Source organism: Streptomyces sp. NPDC057950 (assembly GCF_042887295.1).
Lineage (GTDB): Bacteria > Actinomycetota > Actinomycetes > Streptomycetales > Streptomycetaceae > Streptomyces > Streptomyces kaempferi.
Genome location: NZ_JBHVPP010000011.1, coordinates 139,038 through 164,261, shown reverse-complemented (window position 1 = coordinate 164,261; position 25,224 = coordinate 139,038). Strand labels below are relative to the sequence as shown.

Here is a 25,224-nt window from a genome sequence, read left to right as displayed (position 1 = left end):
AGGTGGCCTGTCACCGACTGTCGGCCCACCACGACGACCTGGTGCTCCGGTTGGAGAGAGCCGGTGCCGGTGCCGGTGCCGATGCCTATTCAGTGTCGGTGCTGGAGCGGGTGCCCAACGGCACTGTCAGCGAAAGATGTTGACCGCCCGCGCGACCACCAGGACCACGGTCACCAACGAGATGGAGGACTGCAGCATCATCAGCATCTTGGCCCAGCGCGAGAGCGGCATCACGTCGGTCGGGCTGAAGGCCGTGGAGTTGGTGAACGACAGGTACAGGTAGTCCAGGAACGCCGGTTCCCAGTCGGGCGGCGCGGTCTCCGGGTTCTGCATCTGCACGAAGAGGAAGTCGGCGAACTGGTGATGGCCCCGGGCCCGCGCCATCGGCCCGCCGCGGTCCCACTCCCAGTACCACAGGGCGAACACGATGACGTTCGTCAGCCAGATCCCGCCGCCGGTCAGCAGCAGCGGCCCGGCGTCCTCTCCCTCGGTGCCGGTCACCAGGCCCGCCACCAGCCTGACCGCCGCCCAGCCGTTGGCCAGACTGATCACGGAGATCAGAGCCAGGCCCAGCCAGCGCAGCCACCGGCTCCGGGGCTCCACCCGCCGGGGGTTCGCCACGATCAGACCGGCCAGCAGCGCCAACTCCAGGGCGGGCAGCACCCAGTAGGGCTGGAGGGTGAGATCGTGCGGCACCGTCAGCTGGAGGGTGACCGCCACCAGGATCACGGCGGTCACCGCCCAGCGGGGCTCACCACGTGTCACGCGCCGCCAGGCCGGCGCCACCTCGCGCTCCCGGCTCTCCAGGAGCCGCTCGATCCTGGCCAGGCGGCTCTCGGCGTCGTTCGTCCCGTCGGTCATGGCGAGCATTGTCCCGGGTCACATGTTGATCAAGTGACCCGCCAGTCCGTGGATCGCCTCCTTGACCGCCTCGCCGAGCGTCGGGTGGCCGTGCACGTTGCGGGCGACCTCGTGGACGGTCAGGTCCCACTGCTGAGCGAGCGTCAGTTCCGGCAGCAGCTCGGTGACCTCGGGCCCGATCAGATGGGCACCGAGGAGTTCGCCGTGCCGGGCGTCGCTGAGGATCTTCACGAAGCCGGCGGTGTCGCCCAGACCGTGCGACTTGCCGTTGGCGGTGAACGGGAACTTCGCCACCCGCACGTCGAAGCCCCTCTCGCGGGCCTGGGCCTCGGTCCAGCCGAAGCTGGCGATCTGCGGCTGACAGTAGGTCGCCCGCGGGATCATGACGTAGTCGAGTTCCATGGTCTCCGCGTCGGCGATGGTCTCGGCCGCCACGATGCCCATCGCCTCGGCCGCGTGCGCGAGCATCAGCTTCGACGTCACGTCACCGATGGCGTAGATGTGCGGGACGCTCGTGCGGCACCGCCCGTCGATGTCGATCGCCCCGCGGTCGGTGAGCCGGACACCGGTGTTCTCCAGACCGTAGCCCTGCACGCGCGGCTGGAAGCCGATCGCCTGGAGCACCTTGTCGGCGTGGAGCGTCTGCCGCTGGCCGCCCGTGGTCACCATCACCTTGACCGCGTCGCCCGAGTCGTTGATCGCCTCGACACGGGTGGAGGTCAGCACGTTGATGCCGAGCCGCTTGTAACGGCGGGTCAGCTCCGCGGAGACCTCCTCGTCCTCCAGCGGGACGATACGGTCGAGGAACTCGACGAGGGTGACCTCGACGCCGTAGTTGTGCAGGACGTACGCGAACTCGACGCCGATGGCGCCCGCGCCCGCGATGATGATGCTCCGCGGAAGCGTGTCGGAGAGGATCTGCTCCTCGTACGTCACCACGCGCTCGCTGAGCGAGGTGTTCGGCAGCAGCTTCGTGGTGGCGCCGGCGGCGACGATGCAGTGGTCGAAGGCGATGGTTTCCGTGCCGCCGTCGGTAAGTTCGACCCGCAGGGTGTGGTCGTCGTCGAAGGTGCCGCGACCGGTGTACTGCGTGATCTTGTTCTTCTTCATCAGGTAGTGGACGCCCTTGACGCGCCCGTCCGCGACCTTGCGGCTGCGGGTGAAGGCCGCGCCGTAGTCGAAGGTCACTTCCCCGTTCACCCGGATGCCGAAGGTCTTGGCCTCCTGGGTGAAGATGTGGGCCAGCTCCGCGTTGCGCAACAGCGCCTTCGACGGGATGCACCCCACGTTGAGGCACACTCCGCCCCAGTACTTCTCCTCGACGATCGCCGTGCTGAGCCCGAGCTGGGCGGCCCTGATCGCCGCGACATATCCACCCGGGCCGGCGCCCAGGACCACTACGTCAAAGTGTGCGCTCATGGCCGCCAGCCTAGTACTCCGGCCCCGAACGGCGATCTTGTCGGTCGGGGGTGGTGTCGGAAAGCGTGACCGGACCGGCGGGACCGGGCGGGTCAGGATTCCGCGGGCGGGGTCTCCCGGGCGTCACCGAAGTCCCAGAGGCAGACGACGGTGCGGTCGCCCCCGGGAGACCGCACCGGCACGTCCACCTCGGAGAGGAACGAGGTGAGACGGGGCCGGCGCCCCGCCCAGCGGCCGGCGAACCAGTCCCCCGCCTCGGGGCGGACCAACAGGTCCGCCAGGGAGGAACTGCACAGCGCCAGCAGATCACCCGGACGGGTGGTCAGACGGGCACAGCGCACCCGTTGGGCGGCGGCGGGCATCCGCAGCCCCCGCTCGGCCGCCGTCCCGCCGGGCGTGAACGCACTGGTCCAGACTCCGTCGCGCAACATCATCAGCGCGCCGTCACCGATCCCGAAGGCGACGTGCTCGCGCTGCCTGCTGTCGCCCAGACGCGAAAGCAGCCCGGTCAGCGCCACCCCGATCGCGGCGTCGTCCGGCTCGCCGCCCGGCCCCTCCCCGCGCGTCACCAGCCGCATGGAGTGCGCCACCCCCTGCAGGGCCGTCCGCAGCAGCGCGGTCAGGTCGCCGTCCGAGCCGGCCGGCCGGTAGAGCTGATGGCCCAGTGCGTCCCCGTAACGGGCCACCTGTGCGGCGAGGTTGCGGCACGCGCGGTCGGCCGCGGACTGCGACCAGCGCCCGTGCGGCACCCCCGCCGCCACCGCGCTGAGCAGCGTCGGAGTCCGCATCTCCTCGACGAACCGCAGCAGGAACGCCTCGCGCCGGTGCTCTCCCTCGCGTCGGGCCCGGTCGCCGCGCACCGACGCGGCGCGGACGACGAGCGGTCCGAGGTCCGCACCGTCGACACTGCTGTCCGACGTCGCGTCCCGGCCCAGCGGCAGCCGCCGGGGGATCGCCGGGGACAGCGCGTTCGGACCGAGCGGCGTCCCGCCCTCGGCCTCCGCCTCGGCGAGGCGCCGCTTCAGACCGTCCGCGTCGGAACGCGCGTCGTCCCGTTCCCGCGCCAGACCGCGCACCTCACCCTCCAGAGTCCGCAACCGCTGCCGTGCCACGTGCAGTTCCTGCTGCAGACCGGCGGGCTGCATCGCGGCCGTCGCGGACTTCTCCTGAGTCTCCTTCAGGAGAGCGCGCACCCGCGACAGTTCGAGGTCCCGCCCGCGCAGCAGCTCGTGCGCCGCGGTCACCTCCCGTCGTACGCTCTCCAACCGAGCCTCCGAAGGCCCGAGTTCGGGACCCCTCCCCGATGACTGGGCCAACGCGGTCGGTACGGACGCCGGCGGCGGTACGGCGCGGTCCGTCCGGGCGAGCCGGAGGGCGAGCGCGGCGTTCCCCGCCAGCGACAGGCCGAGAAGGATGATCAGCCAGGTGGTGGAGGTCATGGTCCGCTGTCTCCCCGTGAACATGCGTCGTGTGGGTCGTCGTCCGGTCCGGCGTTCGGGAACAGCCGTCGTACGGCCCGTCGTGCCAGCGGCACCGCGGCGAAACGGTCCAGATCGTCCCAGAGTTGCCGGGCGGGTACGTCCGAGGCGAGCACGTCCGCGGCCGGCGCCGGTGCGCTCCCCGTGCCGGACGGAACGTCGTACGCGTCGAGCCGGATGTCGTGCAGTGCCGCCCGCAGGCGACGGGCGCTGAGCCGCGCCGTGGACGTGCGCGCGTCCCGCAGCGCGGGCGCCAGGGCCGACGCGCACAGGTCGGGCAGCCCGCTCGCCGCCCACACCGCCAGGGCCCGCGCCCGTACCGGCGCCGCCCGGTCCGTCGGACGCAGCAGTACCCGCAGGGCGTCCTCGGCGCGAGACGCGCACACCGCGTGGACGGGCAGGCCGCGGGCGCACGGTCCGACGGTGTGCGGCAGGGCGCCGCGCAGCCAGCCGGCCAGACCCGGGAGGAAGTCGGCTCCGTCGTGTTCGGGGACGCAGGACACCAGGGTCACCGGCGCTCGGCAGGGACCGCCCACGGACCCGGCGAGCAACGCCCGGAATCCGTCGGACAGCGGTTCCCGGCCCGTGAGTTGCTCATGCGGTGCGGCCGCCAGCACCAGATGCGCGGAGTCCAGGACCTCACGGGCGTACGGTGCGAGGGGACCCTCCGCCGGGACGGGGACGTCCGTGACCGTCAGGCGTACCCCGTCGCCCGCCGGTGGCCACGGCAGGGGGCCGCCCGCGAAGGCGGTCGAGAGGGTCGCCGGCAGATCAGGCCCGTCCGGCGGGTCCGGTGCGGCAAGCGCGCGGGCGGCGGCACCGGTGGCCGGCTCCGTGCCGGCCCCCGTCACATCCTGTATGCGGCGCCAGGCCCGTGCGACGCTGTCCTCGCCCGTCCAGCGTGTCGCGAAGAAGCGGTCCCGCCCTTGTTCCGCGCGGATCCGCAGCCAGGTGACCGTCCCGTACCGGTCCCTCCAGGCGGCGCGGGCCGGGCCCGTTGTGGCGATGTCCCGCAGGAGCCGACGGGCCAGCCGGTCGAGGGCCCGTCGATGCCCCTCAGTGATCCGCAACTCCGGTTCCACCGAGGGCCGGTGGTCGTACAGCAGAGGTACGAGGTCGAAGGCGGCGGGTGGTTCCGGCAGCCGGATCCCGGTGAGCAGGGGGACGAGACCCGCGGCGGCGGCACCGGTGCGCAGCACGACCACGCGGAGCACCCGGACGTCCTGCCGCGCCGGGCCCCCCGCCGGAGCGTACGACGCAGCGAGGTCCGCCACCAGCTGCGGGGAGAGGCCGTTCGCGCGCCCGGCGGCGCAGGCGCCGAGCAAGCGGGCCGGCGACACGCTGTCATGGGAGCCGATGTACGACCCCGGGTCCGGGGGCCGCGCGGTGGACGCCCGCGGCGCCTCACGCTGGTAGGCCATCACTCACCGCCGGGTGGGCTCGGCGGGCCGCACGACGACGCGGCCCTTGTGCTTGTTGGGCCCGTAGGCGGAGCCCTTCTTGCGCCGCAACGCCGTCCACACCACCCACTGCACCTCGGGTTCGCTGGAGCCGGCGACGCCCTTCACGGTCTCCTCGATCGTGTACTCGGCGGCGAAGTCCCGGCGCAGATCCTCCAACGGCCGGAAGATCACCTCGTAGTTGGCGTCCTCGGCGAGCGGGATCAGGATCCGGGAGACCCTCGTGCGCCACTGGTACCACCAACTCTCGGGAGCGGCCGGACGTTTGTGCACCAGGCCGCCCAGAACCATGTCCAGGTGGTGCGCGGCGCCCAGCCGGTTCTCCCGCGTCCACGCCATCTTCTCGTCCAGGCCCTGCCCCGCGGTGCGCAGCAGCGAGGCCAGCCGGCGTTCGTACTTGTCCCGGTGCTCCTGCTCGGCGAGGCTGCCCGGCTGGTGGTCGTGGAGGAGCGCGACGTGCAGTTCGGGGTCGAGCGCGGCCAGTCGCTCGGCCTGCGCGGCGCGCACCGCCCAGGCGGGACGCGGATCACCGGGTGGCAGGCTCCCGATCCCGGCCGCCGGAAGGCCGAGGTACCGGTGGAACTTGGGGTCCACCTCCCTGGCGGCGGCGGGCAGGTCGGCGAAGTCCAGCGGCAGCCGCTCCGCTGGACACAGGCCGTCCGGCAGACCGAGGACGATCACGTCGGCGTCGGCGACCTCACCGTCCGGCACCGGGAGGCCCGCGAGGGCGGCCTCGGCCGCGGCCGTCGTACGCCACTCCGTGGCCACGTCGCCGGGCAGCCTCAGCAGCGCCATGTGGACGCGCCGCCAGATCCGCCCGACGAGCTCGGCGGCGTCCCCGCCACGGTTGTCCCGGCGCGGAGGCGCCGGCTGCGGGAGATAGCGGACCTGTTCACTCCGGAGATCCGACTCCAACTGCTCGAGGGCGACCGCGAAGTCCGCCAGGGGGTCCGGCGTCGGGTCCGTCGGCGACACCGGAGACCCGGAAGAGGAGCCGTACGGCGGTGACCCCGCCGCCGTTCGGTGCTCAGTCAACTCTCCCTTGGTGACGGTGAGTTCCCGCGAGCCCCGCTGCTTCACCGGAACCGACGACTGCGGGTGGTCCGACGGATCCGGCTGGTCCCCCTGGTCGTGCTGATCCAGCTCGTCCGTTGTCTCCGTTGTCTCCGGAGCCGCTGATTCCGTCGGTCCCTCGGGCCTCACGGCAGCGTGGGACGTCGGGTCGGCCATCCGTTCCCTGCGGACCGACTCCACCCCGACAGCCGCTTCGCCCCCCTCCTCGGAGGCGACCTGGTCGCCCCGTCCGACTTGTTCGTCCGCGTCCCGGCCTTCGGCTGCGTGCCCGTCCCCTTCCCGGCTTTCGTCCCCGCTCCCGTGCCCGTCCTCGGCTCCGCCCGATTCGGGGGTGGCGCCACGCGCCGGACGTTCGCCGTGCGGGACCGCCGCGAGCGCCGACGCCTCGCGCAACGCCCGCCCCAGTTGCGTACGCGCCTCATCGAGGCGTTCGACGACCTCACGCGGATCGTCCCGGTACGGAGGCAGGTGGCCGGCGACGTTCTGGAGAGCCAGCCAGCACTCGTGCAGCGCTTCGAACATCGCCTCGCCACACTGGGAGGGCGATTCCAGTACGGCGGTGGCGGCCTCGGCGAAGGCACCGAGCCGGAGCGCGTGCGCGTGCCTCGGCCCGTGGTCGTGGGCGTCGGTCATCAGTGCCTCCCGCTGTTGGGATCCCAGTGGTGGTTCAGCTTGTTGGTGGGCGGGTCCATGCGCAGCCGCAGCACCCGGCCGGGAACCTCCTCCACCTGGCGCAGCTTCTCGGCGGGCAGATAGGGCACCAGGCCCCGGTGCACGCGCAGTTGGCCGTGGGCGTCGAGCGTGGCGTGGTGCCGGCCGTCCTGCACCGCGGGGAGATAGCCGAGGAAGACAGGCGCACCGTCGCCGCGGTCCAGGAAGAACTCGTAGGTGAACGTGTTGTTCACGTCGGTGGGCGGCGCCGAGATCGGGGCGACGCGCCCCGGCACCGGCAGGTCGTGCAGGTCGAGTGTGGGATGGAAGGACTCCGGCAGGTAGCCGCCGGCGGACACGACCGCGCCGGCCGCCAGGTCGGGTGACGAGGGCGGGAACACCTCCACCAGGCGTCGTACGCCGTTGTCGTCCGTGCCCGCGTTGACGCAGATGCGCCCGGGTACGGAGCAGTTCGGCAGTTCGGCGTCGAAGGCGAGTCCGGGCGCGGCGCCGTCCAGCGGGACCGCGGGACCGTCGACGAGCAGGTGGGCGGGGCCGTTGCACAGCAGGATGTACGGCACGAGCCGGTTGTCCATCTCGATCTGGTACCGCACCCCGCGCCGGCTGCCGCTGGGCGGCCGCCACACAGACGGCGTGGGTTCGAACCCCTCCGCGCTCGCCGCCAGGGCGAGATCGAAGGCACCCCACTGCAGGGAGTCGCCCGATCCGAGGTAGCGGTGGATCGACAGCGTGCGGCTGAGCGTGTTCCAGCCGGTGCGGACCCCGAGCCGCCCGGAGGTGTCGAGTTCGACATAGGGGTCGCCCGCCCGCAGCAGTGGGGTGACCCGGTCCATGTGCCCGCGCGGGCCGAAGTCGCACGGCAGACTGGAGAACAGGCCCTGGAGCCTGATGTCCAGATCGCTCAGCCGGATGGTGGCCCCGGCCCGTCCGCCCGCGCCGTCGCCGTGCCCGACCTGTCCCGCGACGTTGCGCACCGAGTGGGCCCAGGCCGCGCCGAGCGAGGTGACCTGCTTGGCGTACTTCACCTCGGCCGACAACTCGGTGTTCTTGTGCCAGCCGAGACCGTCGCCGCCGTCCGCGCCCTTCTGCCGCAGCACCGCCCGGACCTCTCCCTCCAACTGGGCCATGCGGCTCGTGCGTCCTGACAGCACCACCTGGTCGAGCAGTGGCTCGGGAAGCTCCGGCAGGCCCTTCGCGCGCCGCTCCTCGTTCTCCTCGTGGGCCCGGCGGAACGAGCCGCGCACCAGGTCGGCGCCGAGCGCGGCGGCCCGCCGCAGCACGGGCTGCACCAGCTTGGCGAACTGCCCCGCGTCCAGGGTGATCTGACCCTGCACCGCGCCCAGCCGGTGGTTCGGTCCCGCGTTCAGGACGTCGGCCACCCGCTCCGGCTCCAGCACCGCGCTTCCCGCGCCCCGGGCGCTGAGCTCGCGCTTCTTGAGTTCGGCGAGCCTCCACAGCAGCTCGAACCGGGTCCTGCGCTCGTCCCGCTCGGCCGGGTCGCTGATCCCGGCCCAGTCCGTGGGCAGCGCCTCCGACAGGACCGCGCGGACCTCGGGCGAGACGATCGTGTCCAGTTCGTCGGCCGCGCGCTCGGCCACCGCGTCGGCGTACGCGCGCCGCGGCACGCCCCCGCGCCGGCCCGGTAGGTCCTGCACGGCCTCCTCGCCGTCCTCCGGTCGCTCGCCGAACGACCCCGTCCGGACGCTCAGTTCGTCCACCAGCCGTGCCTTGATCCAGTAGAAGACCTGGAGCGTCAGCAGGTCGCCGCCGAGCCGTTCGTGGCCCGTGGACCCCAGCAGTTCGGGTTCGAGCCGGTAGTCCCGGCCGGCCACGAACTCCTGGTCGTCGCCGAGCGCCGGTGTCTGGTCGACCAGGGTCAGCCGCAGCAGCGCGATGTCGGTGGTGCCGCCCCCGATGTCGATCACCAGCATGATCCGCTGCCACGTCGGCGGCTTGTCCCCGACGCGTCGGCAGCGTGCGCGCAGCGACTCCAGGCCCGCGTTGAGATTGTCGGTCAGGTCGCCCATCAGGAAGTACAGCCCGGCCGCGAGACCCTCGTCGAAGTCCATGACGACGCGCGGACCGCCGAGCGCCGTACGGACCAGCCTCTCCAGCTTCTCCTTGACCTCCGGCAGGATCGTCGTCGGATACGTGACGACGACCGTCGCCATCCGGCTGATCGTGTTCAGCGCCGGGTTGTACGTGGTCTGTTCGGCGCCGTCGACCAACAACAGGTACATGTGCTGGGCCAGATGGTCCGCGGACATGTCGGAGTCCGCCACCGGCTCCGGAGTGAGCTGCAGCGCCGCCCTCTTGATGCCCGTCAGCCCTTTGACGCCCGGCAGCCCCTCGGGCCCGTTGCCGCACAGCGCGAAGCCGCGGTCGCGCGGCTGCTCGGGCACGGTGCCGTCGGCGTACTCGACCTCGCGCAGCGCGCTGGCCGGGGCGGAGGTGAGCCGGCCCGAGTCGTCCGGGTACTCGACGGCCCTGAGCGCGTGCCGGTCGAGCGGCGGAGCGCCGATGACCTCCGCGTACCCGGTGTGCAACCGGCGGTTGAGCCAGCGCCGCAGCTCCGGTCCCGCCTGCTCGCGGAGGGCCTCGACGCGCAGCATCAACGCGTCGGCGACATCGGAGTCGCCCAGCCGGGCCAGCGCCTCGGTGCCCGTCACCTCCGCGTTTCTGCGCGGCAGCGCGACCGGCCCGGTGAGCAGTGCGTCCACCTCCTTGCGCCATTCCGCCGGCGCGTCGGCGGGCGGCGCGAGCAGGTCCGTCAGCAGGTCGGTCAGGGAACGGGCCTGCGCCGGATCGACCAGCTGGGCCCTGATCCGTGTCGGATCGTGCAGGGTGGCGGTGGAGGCCGTCGTCCCGAAGTCGACGACGATGAACTCGTGTTCGTGCGTGCTGCCCGTGATGTCGCGCAGGGTCAGGAACTCGTCGTCGTCCTCCGGGCGCGGCGGTGCCACGGGCTCCTCACCCCGCGGGGCGAATTCCAGCATGACGCGGCCGTGCGCCGTTCCCGCGTGCTCGACCGACGCGTAGTCGACGCTCCAGTGGACGTCCAGCCGCAGCGGCTCGTCGCCCGCGGCGGCCGCGGGAGCGGACGCGGGGTGCACCAGGGCCGTCGGCAGCACGGTGTCCTGGGACAGGGTGCGCGGCCCCTCCACGGTGATCGACGTGTACTGCTGCGGCACCCAGCAGTCGGCCAGTGCCTGTGCCAGCTGCGCCGGTACGAGGCCGCCGCTGGGTGTGATGACCTCGATACGGGCGGGCAGGTGCACGGTCACCATGCGGCTGCCGCCGGTGCCCTCCTGCTCCAGGACGACCTCGGGCAGTGCTATGCCCTCCGGGCCCGTGTAGAGGCGGAACTGCCTGCGGCCCAGCGGGACGACACCCGAGGCGGGATCGGCGTGCGGGGCGCGGAAGGAGATGGTCAGCTCGGTGCTCATGTCAGTCGTCGCTCCAGGCTCGGATCAGGATGTCGATGGGCTCCTCGACCGGCGCCTGCGCGGCACCGGTGCCGTCCCCGCCGGAGTGCGGGTCCGCCCCCAGCGGCTTGCGCGGTGCCCGCACCTCGTTCTCCCGGGGCAGGTACTCCACGGTCTTCGAGTACAGGGCGACCAGGTCCTTCTCGATCAGGGCGAGGGTGCGGCCGAGATGTTCGGTGACGAGCCGGGCGGCGGCGTCCGCGGTGTGCTGGCGCAACTGCACCACCAGCAGCGGGTGCCGTTCGCGTTCCTCGGAGCGCTGGTCCTCCAGCCTGGGCATACGGTGGTCCCAGGGCAGCGCGTGCGGCGCCCGCATCGGGAAGCGGTTCTCCTGGTCCGCGGGCGTCGGTCCGGGCACGGACGCCAGTTCCTCCACCCGCCGGCGCGCGTGCGTCGGATTGAGAGCGGTCCACAGGTGGTTCAACTGGTTGTCGGCCCGGTGCGCGCTGCCGCGCAGCCGGGTGAACAGGTCGTTGAGCAGGATGTCGGTGGCCGGGTCCGCCATCCACTCGCGCAGCGCCCCGAACTCGTCCTGCCAGTAAGCCGCCCACTGGTCGAACCAGACCCGCAACTGGTCGTGCTCCTCACCGGTACGCCGGTCGACGAGCGTGCGGAACTTGTCCAGGAAGGTCGTCGTGACGTCGGCCGACTCCTCGCCGCCGGGCGCCTCCGCCGCGACGCCGGCGGTCCGGCCGGGCCGCGTCAGGTTGTTGATGCCGCCCTGCGCGGGCGGTTCGCTGCGGGGGACGAGGTGGTTGCGGTCCCGCTCGGCCCGGCCCAGCAGCTCCTGCCACTCCCGCCAGTCGAAGACGTCGTCGCGCACCGAGTCCGCGATCTCCTCCCGCCGGGGCGGCCGTCCGCCCAGCTCGGCCGCGTACGAGGCGTCGTCGGTCCCGCTCGCGCGCGGCGCGGGGGTACTGAGCTGGTACAGCGTCGGCAGCATCAGGTCGAGCAGCTCGCGGAACTCGGCCAGTTTCTCGGCGAGTTCGCGGTACTCCTCGGGTTGCTCGCCGCCCGCGGCCCGGTGCACCTGCCGCTGGAGCAGACTCAGTTCGCGCCAGAGCCTGCGGTGCGAGCCGCGCGCCCGCTCCAGCTTCTGATCCAGCCCGTGACGGCGTACGTGGTGGTCGATCAGCAGGCGCAGCCGCTGGATTCCGCCGTCGTTGTCGTAGGCGCGCAGCCGGTCCGTCCAGGGGTTGGTCTCGTCGGCGCGGCGCAGCCGGTCGGCGATCTTCTCCCACCGCTCGGCACCCGGCGGGTCGAGGTCCGCCAGTGCCTTGTGGATGCGCTCCCGGGTCTCCGGCGAGGTCGCGGTGTAGGGGAGTTGGTGCGCGCGGATGGCGGCGATCGAGGAGACGGCCACGATGCCGTCCTCGCGGTGGTGCACGAACTTGTTCCCGTACACGTGCACGCCGTTGACCTCGGCCGAGTGCGACAGCAACTGCCGCAGCGGCAGGGGCCCGTCGGGTACGTCCCGCAGTGCGGGCGGCTTGGCGAGGTCGAAGGCGTTCGCCGCGACGAGGGCCGCGCTGGCCAGGGCCTGCGGTTCCCGGCCGTCCTCCGTGAGCATGTCCCAGAACGTCGAGGCGCCCTTGGACTCGGGTCGGACGGCGCTGATGACCAGCAGGATGGTGTGTACGGACACCAGTTCGCGGCGGCTGAGGAAGGTGTCGCGGCCGTAGGAACCAGCGGCGTTGATGCCCGGGAAGTCCAGCAGCCGCACCGCGGTGTCCTGTGAGATCAGCCCGGCCAGGTCCCAGTGGTCGGGCGAGACCTCGACCCGCAGCGTCACCTTCTCGACCAGCGGGAACGTACGGCGCAGCGCCTCCGCTGCGACCGCGTCGTCGGAGTTCTTGAGCTGACCCGTGTCGACGGGCTGCACGGCCCGCTTGGGCGGGGTCTCAGGGGTGCGCTGGGCGGCTCCGAGGACCAGTGCCGCGCCGACCGCCTTCCCCGACACGGAGACGGAGGTGCCGAGCAGGTCGCGCTGGCTCAGGGCCGCGTCGCGGATCCGGCACAGCTCGGTGACGGCGTCCCGGTGCGCGGCGCCGATCGCCTCGTACGCGACGGGGCCGCCCGGGGCGGGCCACAGCCGGGGGTACCACGCCTCGAACGGGGCCCAACCACGCGGATCGGTCACCGGGTTGTAGTCGGACAGCGTGGCTCCGGCGCCGAGCGGCGGGTGCCGTTCGTCCAGCACGCGGACCAGGTCGTCGAGGACGGCGCCCACGCACGCGGCGAGCTGCTTCTCGGTGAGGAAGGCGACGTCCGTGCTCTCGGCGGCGGTCGTCGGCCGGCCCGGTTCGCCGCGCGACAGTTCCAGCACCGTGATGTTGCCGGTGCTGGGTCCCGCCTCCACCGGCAGCAGATCGGGTTTGCCCAACAGGGTGCCGAGGAGCAGGGACTTGCCGACGGAGTACTCGCCGACCACCCCGATGGTGACCGGTGCGTTCAGCCGTGCGTCGAGCTCCGCGGCGAGCGACTGGATCCGGTCCCGGGACTCGTAGGCCTCGGGTGTGTCGGGGATGTTCTGCTCGCCGAGCATGGTCAGGGCCTGTCGGGTGAACTCGCGCAGCTCCGAGAGGCTCGGGTTCTTCTTGAAGACGGTCACGATGTTCCACGCTCCGTTGGGCTGTGAGTGGGTGCGCTGTTCCCGCGCGCGTCGTACGAGCGGCTCGGCGCGGGCCGGTCGGGCGGTTGGTCCGGGCAGGCGTCCCGGACAGGTGGTCCGGGGCGGGGAACCGGGGCGGGGAGGAGGGCGTCACCGCAGCAGGAAGAAGAGCTCGATCCGGGCGGTTCCCGAGCCGATGTCGCCGCTGCTGTCGTGGTAGCCGCGGATGATCTTCTCCGAGTACGGCGGGAAGAAGGCGGGTTCGGTCCTCGGCAGCAACCGGGCCACCGCGGTGGCGTACGCGTCGCTGCGTGCGCTGTCGACGACTCCTCCCGCGCCGCGGACCGTCCCGAAGACCATGACGAAGGCCGCGGTCCGTCCCTTGAACCGTTCGATCCCGTCGGCGATTTGGCGCTCCAGATCGGCCTTCGCGGACTTCGAGCCCCCTACCAGGGCGTCCGCGTCGGTCTGCACGGTGATCGACCGGGTCACGGGGTCGAGCCCGCCCGGCCGGGCCCGCTGTGTCCGCGTCGGTGTCGCGGTCGGGCCCGGCGAGGGCGACCGCCCCGCGGTGGGCGTCGGTGCGGGGGTGGGTGACGCGTCCTGTGCGGCCGCCCGGTCGTGCCGCGTCCGTTCGCCTCCCAGCACCACCAGCACGATCACCAGCAGCACGTCGGCGAACAGCCATCCCGCGAGGTACGGCACCGTCGCGCGGCCCGACCGCCGGTTCACCGCGTTCCCTCCCGCCGCTCTCCCCCGGCATCGGGCCGCACGGGCTTGCGCAGCCGCCGTGTCGAGGGACTCTCCAGGCCGTCGGCGGGTGCGGATGCGGGTGCGGGCGGAGACGCGGGTGTGGGTGTGGGTCCGGTCCGATGGGCCCCGGAGGAGTCGGCCGTGACGGTGGTGGCGGATCGGGGACGGGTGTCGGAGGGGCTCGGGGGACCGGGGAACGAGTGGGCTCCGGCGCCAGGACGGGCGTCGGGAAGGGAACCGGGGGCGGATCCAGGACGGGCGCCGGGTACGGACTCGGGGCCGGGGGCCGGGTCGGACGAGGAGGATGGGTGGGGGACCGGGCCCGCGGAGGGCTGGGAGCCGTCCGACGCACGACGCAACTGCCCCGCCGCCGCGTTGAGTTCGGCCGAGCCGTTCGCGACGGCGCGCCCCGCCTCGTCGAGGCCGCCGGTGACACGGCGCAGCGCCTGCTCGAGGTCGGCGGTGGCGGTGCGGAGCAGGTCCCGGATCTGCTCCTGGCCGCCGCCGAGGTCACGCTGCACCGCCCGCTGGCTGTTCGCGACGGCCTGCAACTGGTCGATGCGGTCCGCCAGTTCGGCGGACACCTCGCGCACCTCCTGACGCAGCGAGGCGGCCAGGGCGGTGACGGCCATGTCGTACGCCATGCCGATGCGGTCGGCTCCTTCGGCGGCCGAACCCTCCAGCGCGGTGGGCAGGGTGGTGAGCGTGCGGTCCAGTCCCTGCACGGTGGCGGTGAGGAGCCGCGTCGACTCGGTCAGGGAGGCCTGTGTCCTCTCCAGGGTGTCCCTGGCCTCGTCCCGGATCCGCTCCATGGACTCGGTGGCACGGTCGGCCACGGCGGACCCGCGCAGTTCGGCCGCCGAGGCGACCGCGTCGAAGCGGTCGGCGACGGATGCGCCGGCCGCGCCGATGTGTTCGGCGGCGATCCGCCCCGCCTCGCCGACCGAGTCGCGGAGCGCGGCCACGGACGCGGCCACCCCGTTCGCCAGTACGTCCGCCCCTCGGGCGACCTGGCCCGCGGCCGTGGACGCGCCCCGCGTGGCCTCGCGGGCCTCGGAGGCTCCCGCGCGCAGGATGACGAGCGCCGAGTCGAGCGAGGCCAGGGCTGTGACGGTGCGGTCGGTGGCCCCGTCCGCCTGTGCCACCGCCCGGCGCGCTCCCTCCTGGACGTCGACGGCCCGGCCGAGGAGCGCGTGCAACTCCGCCGCCGCGCCCTGCAGTTCCTCGGTGAACCGGCGTGGCGAGGTGGCCGCGGCGCGCACCGCCAGTGCCTCCGTCTGGGCGAGGGCCCCCGACAGTCGCTGGGAGAGCACCAGACGTTCGCGCTCGTCGCGCTCCTCCCAACGGTGGCGCAGCATGGTGGTGGTGGCCAGCGCGGCGAGCGCCAGCACCGTCCAGACCGCCATCATGTCGAAACGGAGGAACGGCCACAGATGTCCGTCGAAGCCTTGCTGCCACAGCGTCAGGAAGGAGCCCTCGGACCGGCTGCCGGAATCGTTCATGCGCTGGTTGGCCCAGGCCGCCGCGCCCAGTCCGAACCAGGTGATCAGCAGCGGGACGAAGACGAGCGCAGTCGGCAGCAGACCGAGCCGGCGGGCCCGGTCACCCTTGTCGGAGGGGCCGTCACCGAGTGCGTCGGCCCCTCCGTAGGCGGTGACGAGACTGCCGCCCGCCCATACCTCAAGTCCTCTGCCACTGCTGACCGCGTCCGCCAGGTCGCCTAACGCCGCACTGTGCCGGGCGAGTCGCGGATGTGCGGCCAGATCCGCCAACTCAGCTGCCAGATAGGCGGGTTCGCGATGTGTGGGACCTGGCTTCGGAGACTGCGCGGTTGCGCGTCCTCGCGTCCGGTGCGGAACGAGTCGGAACAGCCTCACAGCACACCACCCCCCGTAAGTGGCCGATTGTCACCGGCCCACTGTCGGCGCGTTGGTGCGGCGAGATTCGGTCAGGTGACGTATTCCGCTGACGTATTCACCTTCACCGCGGCACGCCGGACCGGTGTCGCGGCCCGGCGGGCGGCGTGGATCAGCCGGCCTCGGACAGGGGTGTGCCGCCGTCCCGCGCGTCGAGAGCGGAGGCCGGGCCGGCGTGCGGCGCGGGCGCTTCGAGAGGCGCCCGCTTGGGCCTGGGCGGACGGGGAGCGCGCGGGGCCGGTACGCCCGGCAGCGCGCCACCGTCGGCGGCGGGCCAGCCGCTCTGCGCGGCGATGGCCCGCAGGATGTCCGGTTCACGGATGACGACGCCCCGGTACTTGGTGGTCACGGCCCCGGCGGCCCGGAGGCTGCGCAGCGCGCGCTGCACGCTGGCGTCGGAGATCCCCGCGAGCGCCGCCAGATCGGTGTGGCTGAGCGGTACGTCGATCCGCAGCCCCTCGGGCACGGCCCTCGCGTAGCTGCGCACGAGGTTGTCCAGGGTGCGGGCCAGCCGGACGGTGGCCGTTCCGCCGCTGGTGTCGATGCGGTGACGGGTGGCGCCGCGCAGCTTGCCCGCCACGGACCGCTGCACCACTTCGGCCGCGTCCCGGCTCTCCCGCAGGAAGGCGAGGAAGACGGCGCTGGTCAGCGTACGGGTGACGGTGGGGCGGGAGGCGACGACGGTGGCCGAGCGCGGCTGCCCGTCCAGCGCCGAGACCTCGCCGACCAGTTCGCCGCGCACCCGCAGGGCGAGCAGGACCGTGCCCCCGTCCTCGACGGCACCCACGACCTTGACGCAGCCGTCGGTGAGGAGCAGCACGGTGGTCTCGGGTCCGCCTTCGCGTATGAGGACGTCGCCGGTCCCGTAGCGGACGACACGGCCCAGCCGCAGCAGCGCGTTCCGGTCGTCGGACGACAGGTTGGCCATCAGCGTCCCCTGCGGCCAGCGACTCAAGGGCGTCGTGTGGCTCGTGGGACTTGAACGAGTGTGGTTGCGCATGTGGTCCCCCCTCGGTCGACACCGTCCGCTTCGTGCACGGACCGGCGTGCCGGTGCGAGGAACTTAGCGCACAAAAGAGTTGTCGGTGAATCAGATGGACAGAACGCACTTCAGGTCGAAAGAGTGTACGTATCCCCTCACCGTGCCTGGACTCGTCATGCCTTGTCCTGGCAACCGGTCACCTGACCGGTTCTCACCCGGTTCGCTCCGTCACCATGGCCCGGCCGCCCGCGCGCCAGTCGAAGGAGCCGTATGGACATCGTGATGCTCGGACACGGCGGGGTGGGGAAGAGCAGCTACCTCTCGTTGATGTACGCGGCGATGCGCGACGGCATCCAGGGATTCGGACTGTGCGCACAGGAGGCGTCCCTGCACGAGGAACTCACCTCGGAGGCCGAGGAGGTGCTGCGGGGGCGCCGTCCCGGTGCGGAGCGCCGGCGGGACGTCCTCGACCTGCTGCTCCACTATCAGGGGCGCGCCGTGCTGCCGGTGCGCTGGTGCGACCACCGGTACCTCCCGGGCCAGGCAGGGGAAGGGCTGTTCTCCGGCCTGACCCGCGCGGACGGAATCATGGTCTTCGCCGACGCGCCGCGGCTGCTCGGCGACGACCCGTACCGCGCCGCCCTGCACCGCATGGCCACGCTGGTGCGGCGGGCCCTCGCCGAGCGCGACGGGCGGCTGACGCCGCTCGTGCTCGTGTTCACGAAGTGCGACCGCCTCACGTCCTCCGCGGGCACGCCCGCACCGCTGGACCTGCTGCTCGAACCCTTCGAGGACGTCATCGCGAAGGTCGCCGTCACCGAGAACCTGCGCGGCGCGGTCGCCCTGGTCGCCTGCGGCCGCGAGCCCGAGGGTGTGACCGTCCCGGTCCTGTGGATCCTGCACCACGCGATCGTCGGGCGCGGCCTCGCCCTGCATGCCGCACTGACCCCCGGACGTGTCCTCGCGCCGGCGGACAAGGCCGCCGAGTACGGACGCCTCGAACCCCTGTTCGCCCCCGCCGAACGACTGGCGACCCTGCTGACCCGCGTACCGAGCTTCTGAACGCGCCCCCGGTCCGGGACCTGGATCGCCCCCGTCGCGGGGGCCCTCCCGGGCCGCCGCCGGGTGGCGGCCCGGCCCCCGCTTTCGGGTGACCCCACAGCCTGTCGTCGCCGTCGCCCCGCGCGGCATGTCCCACCATCGCAGTCGACCGGGGCGGGACGCCGGACAGGCGCCCGTCACTGGAACGGACGGTCATCGCATCCCCTCGCGGCCGAAGGGGTGGTACGAAGAGAGCTGATGGTCGAATTGAAGTCTTTCATCCCCTAAAGGGCTTTCGTTCCCCCAGGGGATCTCATCCCTCACCTCCCCGAGGAGGCGGTCCCATGACAGCGACGACGCCGAGCACGGCCGGCGCCACGGACGCCGGTGGTGCGCCTGCCGACGAGACCCCCACGATCCACATCCTCTGGATCAACGCGGGGCTGAGCTGCGACGGAGACTCGGTCGCGCTGACGGCCGCGATGCAGCCGAGCATCGAGCAGATCGCCCTCGGCGGCCTGCCCGGCCTGCCGAAGATCGCCGTCCACTGGCCCCTCATCGACTTCGAGTGCGGCCCGGTCGGTGGCGCGGACACGTTCATCGAGTGGTTCTTCAAGGGGGAGCGGGGCGAGATCGACCCGTTCGTACTGGTCGTCGAGGGATCCATCCCCAACGAGTCGATCAAGCCCGAGGGTTACTGGTCCGGCTTCGGGGACGACCCGGCGACCGGCCAGCCGATCACGACCAGCGAGTGGATCGACCGGCTCGCGCCCAAGGCGCTGGCGGTCGTCGCCATCGGCACCTGCGCCACCTACGGCGGCATCCACGCCATGGCGGGCAACCCGACCGGCGCGATGGGCCTGCCCGACTACCTCGGCTGGGACTGGACGTCGCACGCCGGCATCCCCATCGTCTGCGTCCCCGGCTGCCCGATCCAGCCGGACAACTTCGCCGAGACGCTCACCTACCTGCTGTACCAGGCGGCCGGCTCCGCCCCGATGATCCCCCTCGACGACAAGCTGCGCCCCGCGTGGCTGTTCGGTGCCACCGTGCACGAGGGCTGCGACCGGGCTGGCTACTACGAGCAGGGCGAGTTCGCGACCACCTACGACTCGCCCAAGTGCCTGGTGAAGCTGGGTTGCTGGGGCCCGGTCGTCAAGTGCAACGTGCCCAAGCGCGGCTGGATGAACGGCATCGGCGGCTGCCCGAACGTCGGCGGCATCTGTATCGCCTGCACCATGCCCGGGTTCCCGGACAAGTTCATGCCCTTCATGGACGAACCCCCCGGCGCGAAGTTGTCCACCAAGGCCAGCGGCGCCTACGGCGCGGTGGTCCGCAGACTGCGGACCCTCACGACCCAGACCGTCGACAAGGAGCCGAAGTGGCGCCACACCGGGGACAAGATCACCACCGGATACCGGCCGCCGTGGTGATCCCCCGCCACGGCTGAGGCGCAACCCCACCACCCGGCCACCCCCTCCCGGACCACCCGCGCGAAGAAGGGCACGACACAGACGATGGCACCGAAGACGAAACCGGCCGGCGACGGTAGCGGCCTGATGGAGATGGCCTGGGACCCGATCACCCGGATCGTGGGCAGCCTGGGCATCCACACGAAGATCGACTTCAAGCAGAAGCGGGTCGCGGAGTGCTACAGCACCTCGTCCGTCTTCCGCGGGTACAGCGTCTTCATGCGGGGCAAGGACCCCCGCGACGCCCACTTCATCACCAGCCGCATCTGCGGGATCTGCGGCGACAACCACGCCACCTGTTCGGTGTACGCGCAGAACATGGCGTACGGCGTGAAGCCGCCGCACCTCGGTGAGTGGATCATCAACCTCGGCGAGTCCGCCGAGTACATGTTCGACCACAACATCTTCCAGGAGAACCTGGTCGGGGTCGACTACTGCGAGAAGATGGTCAAGGAGACCAACCCCGGTGTCCTCGAACTCGCCGAGCGCACCGAGGCACCGCACGCCGGGGAGCACGGCTACCGCACCATCGCCGACATCATGCGCTCCCTGAACCCCCTCGAGGGCGAGTTCTACCGCGAGGCCCTCCAGGTGAGCCGGTACACCCGCGAGATGTTCTGCCTCATGGAGGGGCGCCATGTGCACCCCTCCACGCTCTACCCGGGCGGCGTCGGCACCATCGCCTCCGTGCAGCTGTTCACGGACTACCTCAGCCGGCTGATGCGCTACGTGGAGTTCATGAAGCGCGTCGTCCCCCTGCACGACGACCTCTTCGACTTCTTCTACGAGGCGCTGCCCGGGTACGAGGAAGTGGGACGCCGGCGAGTGCTGCTCGGCTGCTGGGGCGCGCTCAACGACCCCGAGTACTGCGACTTCACCTACGCCAACATGACGGACTGGGGCCGGCGGATGTTCGTCACGCCCGGCATCGTCGTCGACGGCAAACTCGTCACCAACGACCTCACCGAGATCAACCTCGGCATCCGCATCCTGCTGGGCAGTTCCTACTACGAGGACTGGCAGGGCCAGGAGCAGTTCGTCACCCACGACCCGCTCGGCAACCCGGTCGACCCGCGCCACCCGTGGAACCAGCACACCATCCCGGCCCCGCAGAAGCGCAACTTCGACGACAAGTACAGCTGGGTCATGTCGCCCCGCTGGTTCGACGGCAAGGACCACCTCGCCCTGGACACCGGCGGCGGCCCCATCGCCCGGCTGTGGTCCACCGCCCTGTCCGGCCTCGTCGACACCGGCTACGTCAAGGCCACCGGGCACAGCGTCGTCATCAACCTGCCCCGCACGATGACGAAGCCGGAGACCACCTTCGAGTGGAAGATCCCGCGCTGGAGCAACGCGCTGGAGCGCAACCGAGCCCGCACCTACTTCCAGGCCTACACCGCCGCCGTCGCGCTGCACTTCGCGGAGAAGGCCCTGGAGGAGGTCCGCGCCGGACGCACCCAGACCTGGGAGAAGTTCGAGGTGCCCGACGAGGCCGTCGGAGTCGGTTTCACCGAGGCGGTCCGCGGCGTCCTCTCCCACCACATGGTGATCCGGGACGGCAAGATCGCCAACTACCACCCGTACCCGCCCACCCCGTGGAACGCCAGCACCCGGGACACCTTCGGCACCCCCGGCCCGTACGAGGACGCCGTGCAGAACACCCCGATCTTCGAGGAGAACTCCCCGGAGAACTTCAAGGGCATCGACATCATGCGCGCCGTCCGCAGCTTCGACCCCTGTCTGCCCTGCGGTGTCCACATGTACGTGGGCGGCGGCAAGACCGTACAGAAGATGCACATGCCCACCGGCCTGAGCGGACTGGGCGGATGAGCGCGGCGCGGGCGGCCCAGGCACCGCACCCGGTGAACGCCACGCAGACCGGACTGCGGATCGAGGACGTGCTCGACCGCCTCGCCGCCACCGGTGACCCGGCCGTCCGCGCGGCGGCCGAGGAACTGGTGCAGGCCCTGATGGACTTCTACGGCGCCGGACTGGAACGGGCGCTCCAACTGCTCTCCGCGCCCGGGAACCGGCACGCCGCCGGTGACCCGGTCGCGCCGCTGCTGGGCGACGAGCTGGTCGCGAGCCTCCTCGTCCTGCACGACCTGCACCCCGAGGACCGGACGACCCGTATCGCCCGCGCCCTCGACAGCGTGCGCGAACACGAGCTGGACGTCGTGGACTTCGACGAGACGACCGGAACCCTCAGGCTCCGGTCCGCGGCGGCGCCGGGCACGGGCTGCGGCTGCGCCGCGAACGGAACGACGGCGCGCCAGGACGCCGAGGACGCGCTCGCCTGCTTCGCCCCCGAGGTCACGGCCGTCGAGGTGGAGTCCGTCGGCACACCGGGGGAGCCCCCGCTGCTGCAGATCGGCCTCGGCCCGGACAGCCGGGCCGCCGCCGGCCGCCCGGCTCCGGCGCAGACCGCGTGAGCACGCCCACCGGCGCCCGCCCGGTCACCCGCGGACCGGGCCTGCGCAGGTTCCTGACCGGGCGTGAGCCGCGCCCGGAGCGGTGCGGACTGTGCGCGGTGGCCGTGGACGAGGCACACCACCGCCACCTGGTCGACACGGAGAAACGGGCCCTGGTCTGCGCCTGCCTCCCCTGCGCCCTGCTCATGCAGCAGCCGGGCGCCGCCGCCGCGGGCCGCTTCCGCGCGGTACCGGACCGCTACCTCACCGACCCGGACCACCGTCTCGACGACGGGGCCTGGGAAGCGCTGCAGATCCCGGTCGGCGTCGCCTTCTTCTTCCGCAACGCGGCGCTCGACCGGCTGGTGGCCCTCTACCCGAGCCCGGCCGGGGCCACCGAGAGCGAACTCGACCCCGCCGTCTGGAAGACGGTCCTGGGCGGCAGCCGCCTCGCCGGACTGCTCGAACCCGACGTGGAGGCACTCCTGCTGCGCCGCGTCGACGGCCGCGTCGAGTGCGCCCTCGTCCCCATCGACATCTGCTACGAACTGGTCGGCCGGATGCGCCTGTTGTGGCAGGGCTTCGACGGTGGCGCGGAGGCCCGCGCCGCCCTGGACGCGTTCTTCGGGCGGGTCGGGGAACGCACGCGTGACGTCGGGGAGGAGAGCCGGCCGTGACGGAGTTCTCCTTCACCTGCACCGGCGTGCGCGCCGACCGGTTCGCCGCCGGACCGACCCTCGTCTTCCGCCTGCGCGTCACCGCCTCCGGCGACGAGCCGGTGCACGCCGTCGCGCTGCGCTGCCAGATCCGCATCGAACCCGCCCGGCGCGGCTACGAGCCCGCCGAGGCCGTCGCGCTCGCCGACCTCTTCGGGGAGCGCTCCCGCTGGGGCAGCACCCTCCAGCCGGTGCAGTTCGCACAGGTCTCCGTCATGGTCCCCGCCTTCACCGGTGAGACGGAGACGGACCTCGTCGTGCCCTGCACCTACGACATGGACATCGCCGCGACCCGCTACTTCGACGCCCTCACCGACGGTGAGGTGCCGCTCCTGATGCTCTTCTCCGGCACCGCGTTCACCGGAGCGGGCGGCTTCCGCGTCGAGCCCGTCCCGTGGGACCGCGAGGCCGTCTTCCGGATGCCCGTCGCCACCTGGCGGGAGATGGTCGAACAGCACTTCCCCGCCTGCGGCTGGATCCGGCTGCCGCACGACACCATGGACGCCCTGCTCGCCTTCCGCTCCCGCAGGGCGCTGCCGTCCTGGGACGCGACCGTACGGGCCCTGCTCGACGAAGGCGACGGCGCGGCTGCCGGCACACCCCGGCCGGCGTCCACCCTCACCCGCATCACCGGAAGGACCGCTCCGTGAGCGTGACCACGTTCGCCCCGGAGACCGAGGCCCGTCTCGCCCTCGCCCGGCAGGTCGCCGACGCCGTCCTCTTCGAGGGCTATGTGCTCTACCCGTACCGGGCCTCCGCCGCCAAGAACCGGCTGCGCTGGCAGTTCGGCGTCCTCGTACCGCCGACCTGGGGCGCCGCGACCGAGGAGCACGACTTCCAGCACACCGAATGCCTGATGGAACCCCGGGCGGACGCCACCCTCGCGGTCGAGCTGCGCTTCCTGCGCGCCCGGCGCCGGACCGTCCAGCGGGCACGCCCCGACGGCGGCTTCGACACGGTCCCCGAACTCCGGCTGGCGGACCGGATCCTGGTCCCCTGGGACGAGGGAACCGAGGAGCACGTCGAGGCGGTCGTACGGATCGACGAACTCCTCGGCGACGGCGTCACGATCCCCTTCGGCCTCGCCGCCGCGGAGGACACCGAACCCGTCCTCGACGAGACCGGCCGCCCGGTGGGCCGTATGGTCCGCCGCTACGAGGAGACCACGGGCGCCCTGCGACTGTCGGCACGTGAACTCGAGGGCCCCTACCGGGTGATGCGGCTGACCGCCGTGGTCGAGAACACCAGCGCCTGGACACCCGCGGACGGCACGGCCGCCGACCGGGACGCGGCGCTGCCGCGCTCCCTGGTCGCAGCCCACCTGCTCATGGGACTGAGCGCCGGGTCGTTCCTCTCGATGACCGATCCCCCCGAGTGGGCGAAGGGCGCGGTCGCGGCCTGCCGCAACCTGCACACCTGGCCCGTACTCGCGGGCGAACCCGGCCGCGCCGACGTGGTGCTCTCCTCACCGATCATCTTGGAGGACCACCCGGCCATCGCCCCGGAGAGCCCCGGAGCCCTGTACGACGCCACCGAGATCGACGAGATCCTCGCGCTGCGCACCGCCGCCCTCACCGACGAGGAGAAGCGCGAGGCGCGGGGGACCGACGAGCGGGCCGCCGCCGTGATCGACCTCGCGGACTCGATGCCCCCCGAGGTCCTGGAGCGCCTGCACGGGGCCGTGCGCAGCCTGCGCGAGGTGACCGGATCGGCCCCCGCCCCCGCGGCGGACGGATTCCCCGACGAGTTCGGGGTACCGCGCCCGGACACCCCCTGGTGGGACCCGGCGAGCGACGCCGGATTCGACCCCGGGCACGACCGGATCCTCGTCGACGGGCACTCACTCGGCGCGGGCAGCCGGGTGGTGCTGCGGCCGGGCCTGCGGCGCACCGACGCCCAGGACCTGTTCCTGGCCGGCCGCACCGCCAGGGTCGAGGCCGTCCTGCACGACGTGGACGGCGGAGTGCATCTCGCGGTGACGGTCGAGGACGACCCCGGCGCCGACATCCGCCGCGAACAGGGCCGCTTCCTTTACTTCCAGCCGGACGAGGTCACCCCGCTGGAGCGCGACGCGTGAGCGCCGCCCCGGACCGGTCCCGTCCGCCGGGCGGCAGGGTCCTCGTCGCCGGCATCGGGAACATCTTCCTCGGCGACGACGCCTTCGGTGTCGAGACCGTGCGCGTCCTGACCGGCAGGCGGCTGCCCGCCCACGTCGAGGCCGTGGACATCGGCGTACGGGGAGTCCATCTCGCCTACCAGGTACTGGACGGCTACGACACCCTGATCCTGGTCGACGCCACCGCGCGCGGCGAGGCGCCGGGCACCCTCTACGTCATCGAGCACGACGGCGCGGAGACGGAAGGGGAGGCGCCGCCCGGCGCGGTCCTCGACGGGCACCGGATGACCCCCGACACCGTGCTCGCGCTGCTCGGCACCCTCTGCGCCGGAACCGGCGGACAGCCGCCGCGGCGCACGCTGGTGCTCGGCTGCGAACCGGCCTCGGTGGAGGAGGGCATCGGCCTCAGCCCGCCCGTCGCCGCCGCCGTACCGGAGGCCGTCCGGATGATCGAAGAGTTGCTGCGGGCCGACGAGCCGGGAGAGTCCGCGCCGCGGGCCACGGTCGGCGAAGCCGCGAAGTGAAGTGAGGAGAGAGCAATGATCAAGACCCTCGTCGGCGGCGTAGTCGCCGCCGTTGTCGCCGCCGTCCTCGTGCAGTCCCTGCCCGACATCAGACGCTACCTGCGGATGCGCAGCATGTGAGCCGGCGCGCGCCCGGCCGGGTGGCCGGGGAGCGCGCGGACGCGTACCGCGCCGTTGCGGCGAACGGCGTACCCGGCCGGGCGGCGACGGCGCGCCGGGCCGCCGCCCCCGGA

At 72.5% G+C, this 25,224-nt stretch carries 19 protein-coding genes; 9 read left to right on the top strand and 10 right to left on the bottom strand.

Translation table 11 applies throughout. The features are described from left to right. Nucleotides 1-126: 126 nt before the first annotated feature. From ACFVTC_RS19910 to ACFVTC_RS19865, 10 genes are all read right to left on the bottom strand, one after another. Nucleotides 127-861 carry a hypothetical protein gene (locus ACFVTC_RS19910; RefSeq protein ID WP_390128685.1) on the bottom strand — a complete coding sequence of 245 codons (735 nt, stop codon included), beginning with the start codon at nt 859-861 and terminating at the stop codon, nt 127-129. An 18-nt stretch (nt 862-879) separates the two neighbouring features. Beyond that, entirely contained in the window at nt 880-2,280 is a 1,401-nt protein-coding gene (gene lpdA / locus ACFVTC_RS19905) for a dihydrolipoyl dehydrogenase (protein WP_390128683.1), read from the bottom strand. A 92-nt stretch (nt 2,281-2,372) separates the two neighbouring features. Beyond that, nucleotides 2,373-3,719, bottom strand: coding sequence for a protein phosphatase 2C domain-containing protein (locus ACFVTC_RS19900; protein ID WP_390128681.1), 1,347 nt, complete (start codon nt 3,717-3,719; stop codon nt 2,373-2,375). Further along, complete coding sequence (locus tag ACFVTC_RS19895; protein WP_390128679.1) at nt 3,716-5,179, bottom strand: hypothetical protein; 1,464 nt, start codon at nt 5,177-5,179, stop codon at nt 3,716-3,718. Before ACFVTC_RS19895 ends, ACFVTC_RS19900 begins: the two co-directional genes overlap by 4 nt. 3 nt (nt 5,180-5,182) lie before the next feature. Further along, the gene (locus tag ACFVTC_RS19890; RefSeq protein WP_390128677.1) at nt 5,183-6,925 is read right to left on the bottom strand and encodes a hypothetical protein; all 1,743 of its coding nucleotides are present in this window, start codon (nt 6,923-6,925) and stop codon (nt 5,183-5,185) included. Next, nucleotides 6,925-10,410 (bottom strand): hypothetical protein, encoded by a 3,486-nt coding sequence (locus ACFVTC_RS19885; protein WP_390128675.1) that lies wholly within the window; start codon nt 10,408-10,410, stop codon nt 6,925-6,927. The genes ACFVTC_RS19890 and ACFVTC_RS19885 overlap by 1 nt, the downstream gene beginning before the upstream one ends. Before the next feature lies 1 nt (nt 10,411). Beyond that, on the bottom strand, nt 10,412-13,060 hold the full coding sequence (locus ACFVTC_RS19880) for a hypothetical protein (RefSeq protein ID WP_390128674.1): 2,649 nt from the start codon (nt 13,058-13,060) through the stop codon (nt 10,412-10,414). Nucleotides 13,061-13,210: 150 nt separating this feature from the next. Next, complete coding sequence (locus ACFVTC_RS19875; protein ID WP_390128672.1) at nt 13,211-13,792, bottom strand: hypothetical protein; 582 nt, start codon at nt 13,790-13,792, stop codon at nt 13,211-13,213. Continuing rightward, nucleotides 13,789-15,585: a hypothetical protein gene (locus ACFVTC_RS19870; protein WP_390128670.1), complete on the bottom strand. Its 1,797-nt coding sequence runs from the start codon at nt 15,583-15,585 to the stop codon at nt 13,789-13,791. Before ACFVTC_RS19870 ends, ACFVTC_RS19875 begins: the two co-directional genes overlap by 4 nt. A 256-nt stretch (nt 15,586-15,841) precedes the next feature. After that, a complete protein-coding gene (locus ACFVTC_RS19865; RefSeq protein WP_390128669.1) occupies nt 15,842-16,657 on the bottom strand; it encodes a Crp/Fnr family transcriptional regulator in 816 nt (271 codons plus the stop codon). Between the two features lie 324 nt (nt 16,658-16,981). Here ACFVTC_RS19865 and ACFVTC_RS19860 point away from each other — a divergent pair, with 324 nt between their 5' ends. The 9 genes from ACFVTC_RS19860 to ACFVTC_RS19820 all read left to right on the top strand — a co-directional run bounded on the left by ACFVTC_RS19860 (nt 16,982) and on the right by ACFVTC_RS19820 (nt 25,111). Then, nucleotides 16,982-17,773, top strand: coding sequence for a hypothetical protein (locus ACFVTC_RS19860; RefSeq protein ID WP_390128667.1), 792 nt, complete (start codon nt 16,982-16,984; stop codon nt 17,771-17,773). Between the two features lie 323 nt (nt 17,774-18,096). Continuing rightward, nucleotides 18,097-19,185 carry a hydrogenase expression protein HypE gene (locus ACFVTC_RS19855; RefSeq protein ID WP_266704997.1) on the top strand — a complete coding sequence of 363 codons (1,089 nt, stop codon included), beginning with the start codon at nt 18,097-18,099 and terminating at the stop codon, nt 19,183-19,185. Between the two features lie 84 nt (nt 19,186-19,269). Next, nucleotides 19,270-21,054, top strand: coding sequence for a nickel-dependent hydrogenase large subunit (locus ACFVTC_RS19850; protein WP_390128665.1), 1,785 nt, complete (start codon nt 19,270-19,272; stop codon nt 21,052-21,054). After that, nucleotides 21,051-21,656: a hypothetical protein gene (locus ACFVTC_RS19845; protein WP_390128663.1), complete on the top strand. Its 606-nt coding sequence runs from the start codon at nt 21,051-21,053 to the stop codon at nt 21,654-21,656. Before ACFVTC_RS19850 ends, ACFVTC_RS19845 begins: the two co-directional genes overlap by 4 nt. Then, nucleotides 21,653-22,312: a DUF5947 family protein gene (locus tag ACFVTC_RS19840; protein ID WP_390128661.1), complete on the top strand. Its 660-nt coding sequence runs from the start codon at nt 21,653-21,655 to the stop codon at nt 22,310-22,312. The genes ACFVTC_RS19845 and ACFVTC_RS19840 overlap by 4 nt, the downstream gene beginning before the upstream one ends. Further along, nucleotides 22,309-23,001 carry a DUF6084 family protein gene (locus ACFVTC_RS19835; protein WP_390128659.1) on the top strand — a complete coding sequence of 231 codons (693 nt, stop codon included), beginning with the start codon at nt 22,309-22,311 and terminating at the stop codon, nt 22,999-23,001. Before ACFVTC_RS19840 ends, ACFVTC_RS19835 begins: the two co-directional genes overlap by 4 nt. Beyond that, the gene (locus ACFVTC_RS19830) at nt 22,998-24,428 is read left to right on the top strand and encodes a hypothetical protein (protein WP_390128657.1); all 1,431 of its coding nucleotides are present in this window, start codon (nt 22,998-23,000) and stop codon (nt 24,426-24,428) included. The genes ACFVTC_RS19835 and ACFVTC_RS19830 overlap by 4 nt, the downstream gene beginning before the upstream one ends. After that, entirely contained in the window at nt 24,425-24,991 is a 567-nt protein-coding gene (locus tag ACFVTC_RS19825; RefSeq protein ID WP_390128655.1) for a hydrogenase maturation protease, read from the top strand. Before ACFVTC_RS19830 ends, ACFVTC_RS19825 begins: the two co-directional genes overlap by 4 nt. A gap of 15 nt (nt 24,992-25,006) precedes the next feature. Next, nucleotides 25,007-25,111: a DUF6893 family small protein gene (locus ACFVTC_RS19820; RefSeq protein WP_381242641.1), complete on the top strand. Its 105-nt coding sequence runs from the start codon at nt 25,007-25,009 to the stop codon at nt 25,109-25,111. The last annotated feature ends 113 nt before the right edge of the window (nt 25,112-25,224 follow it).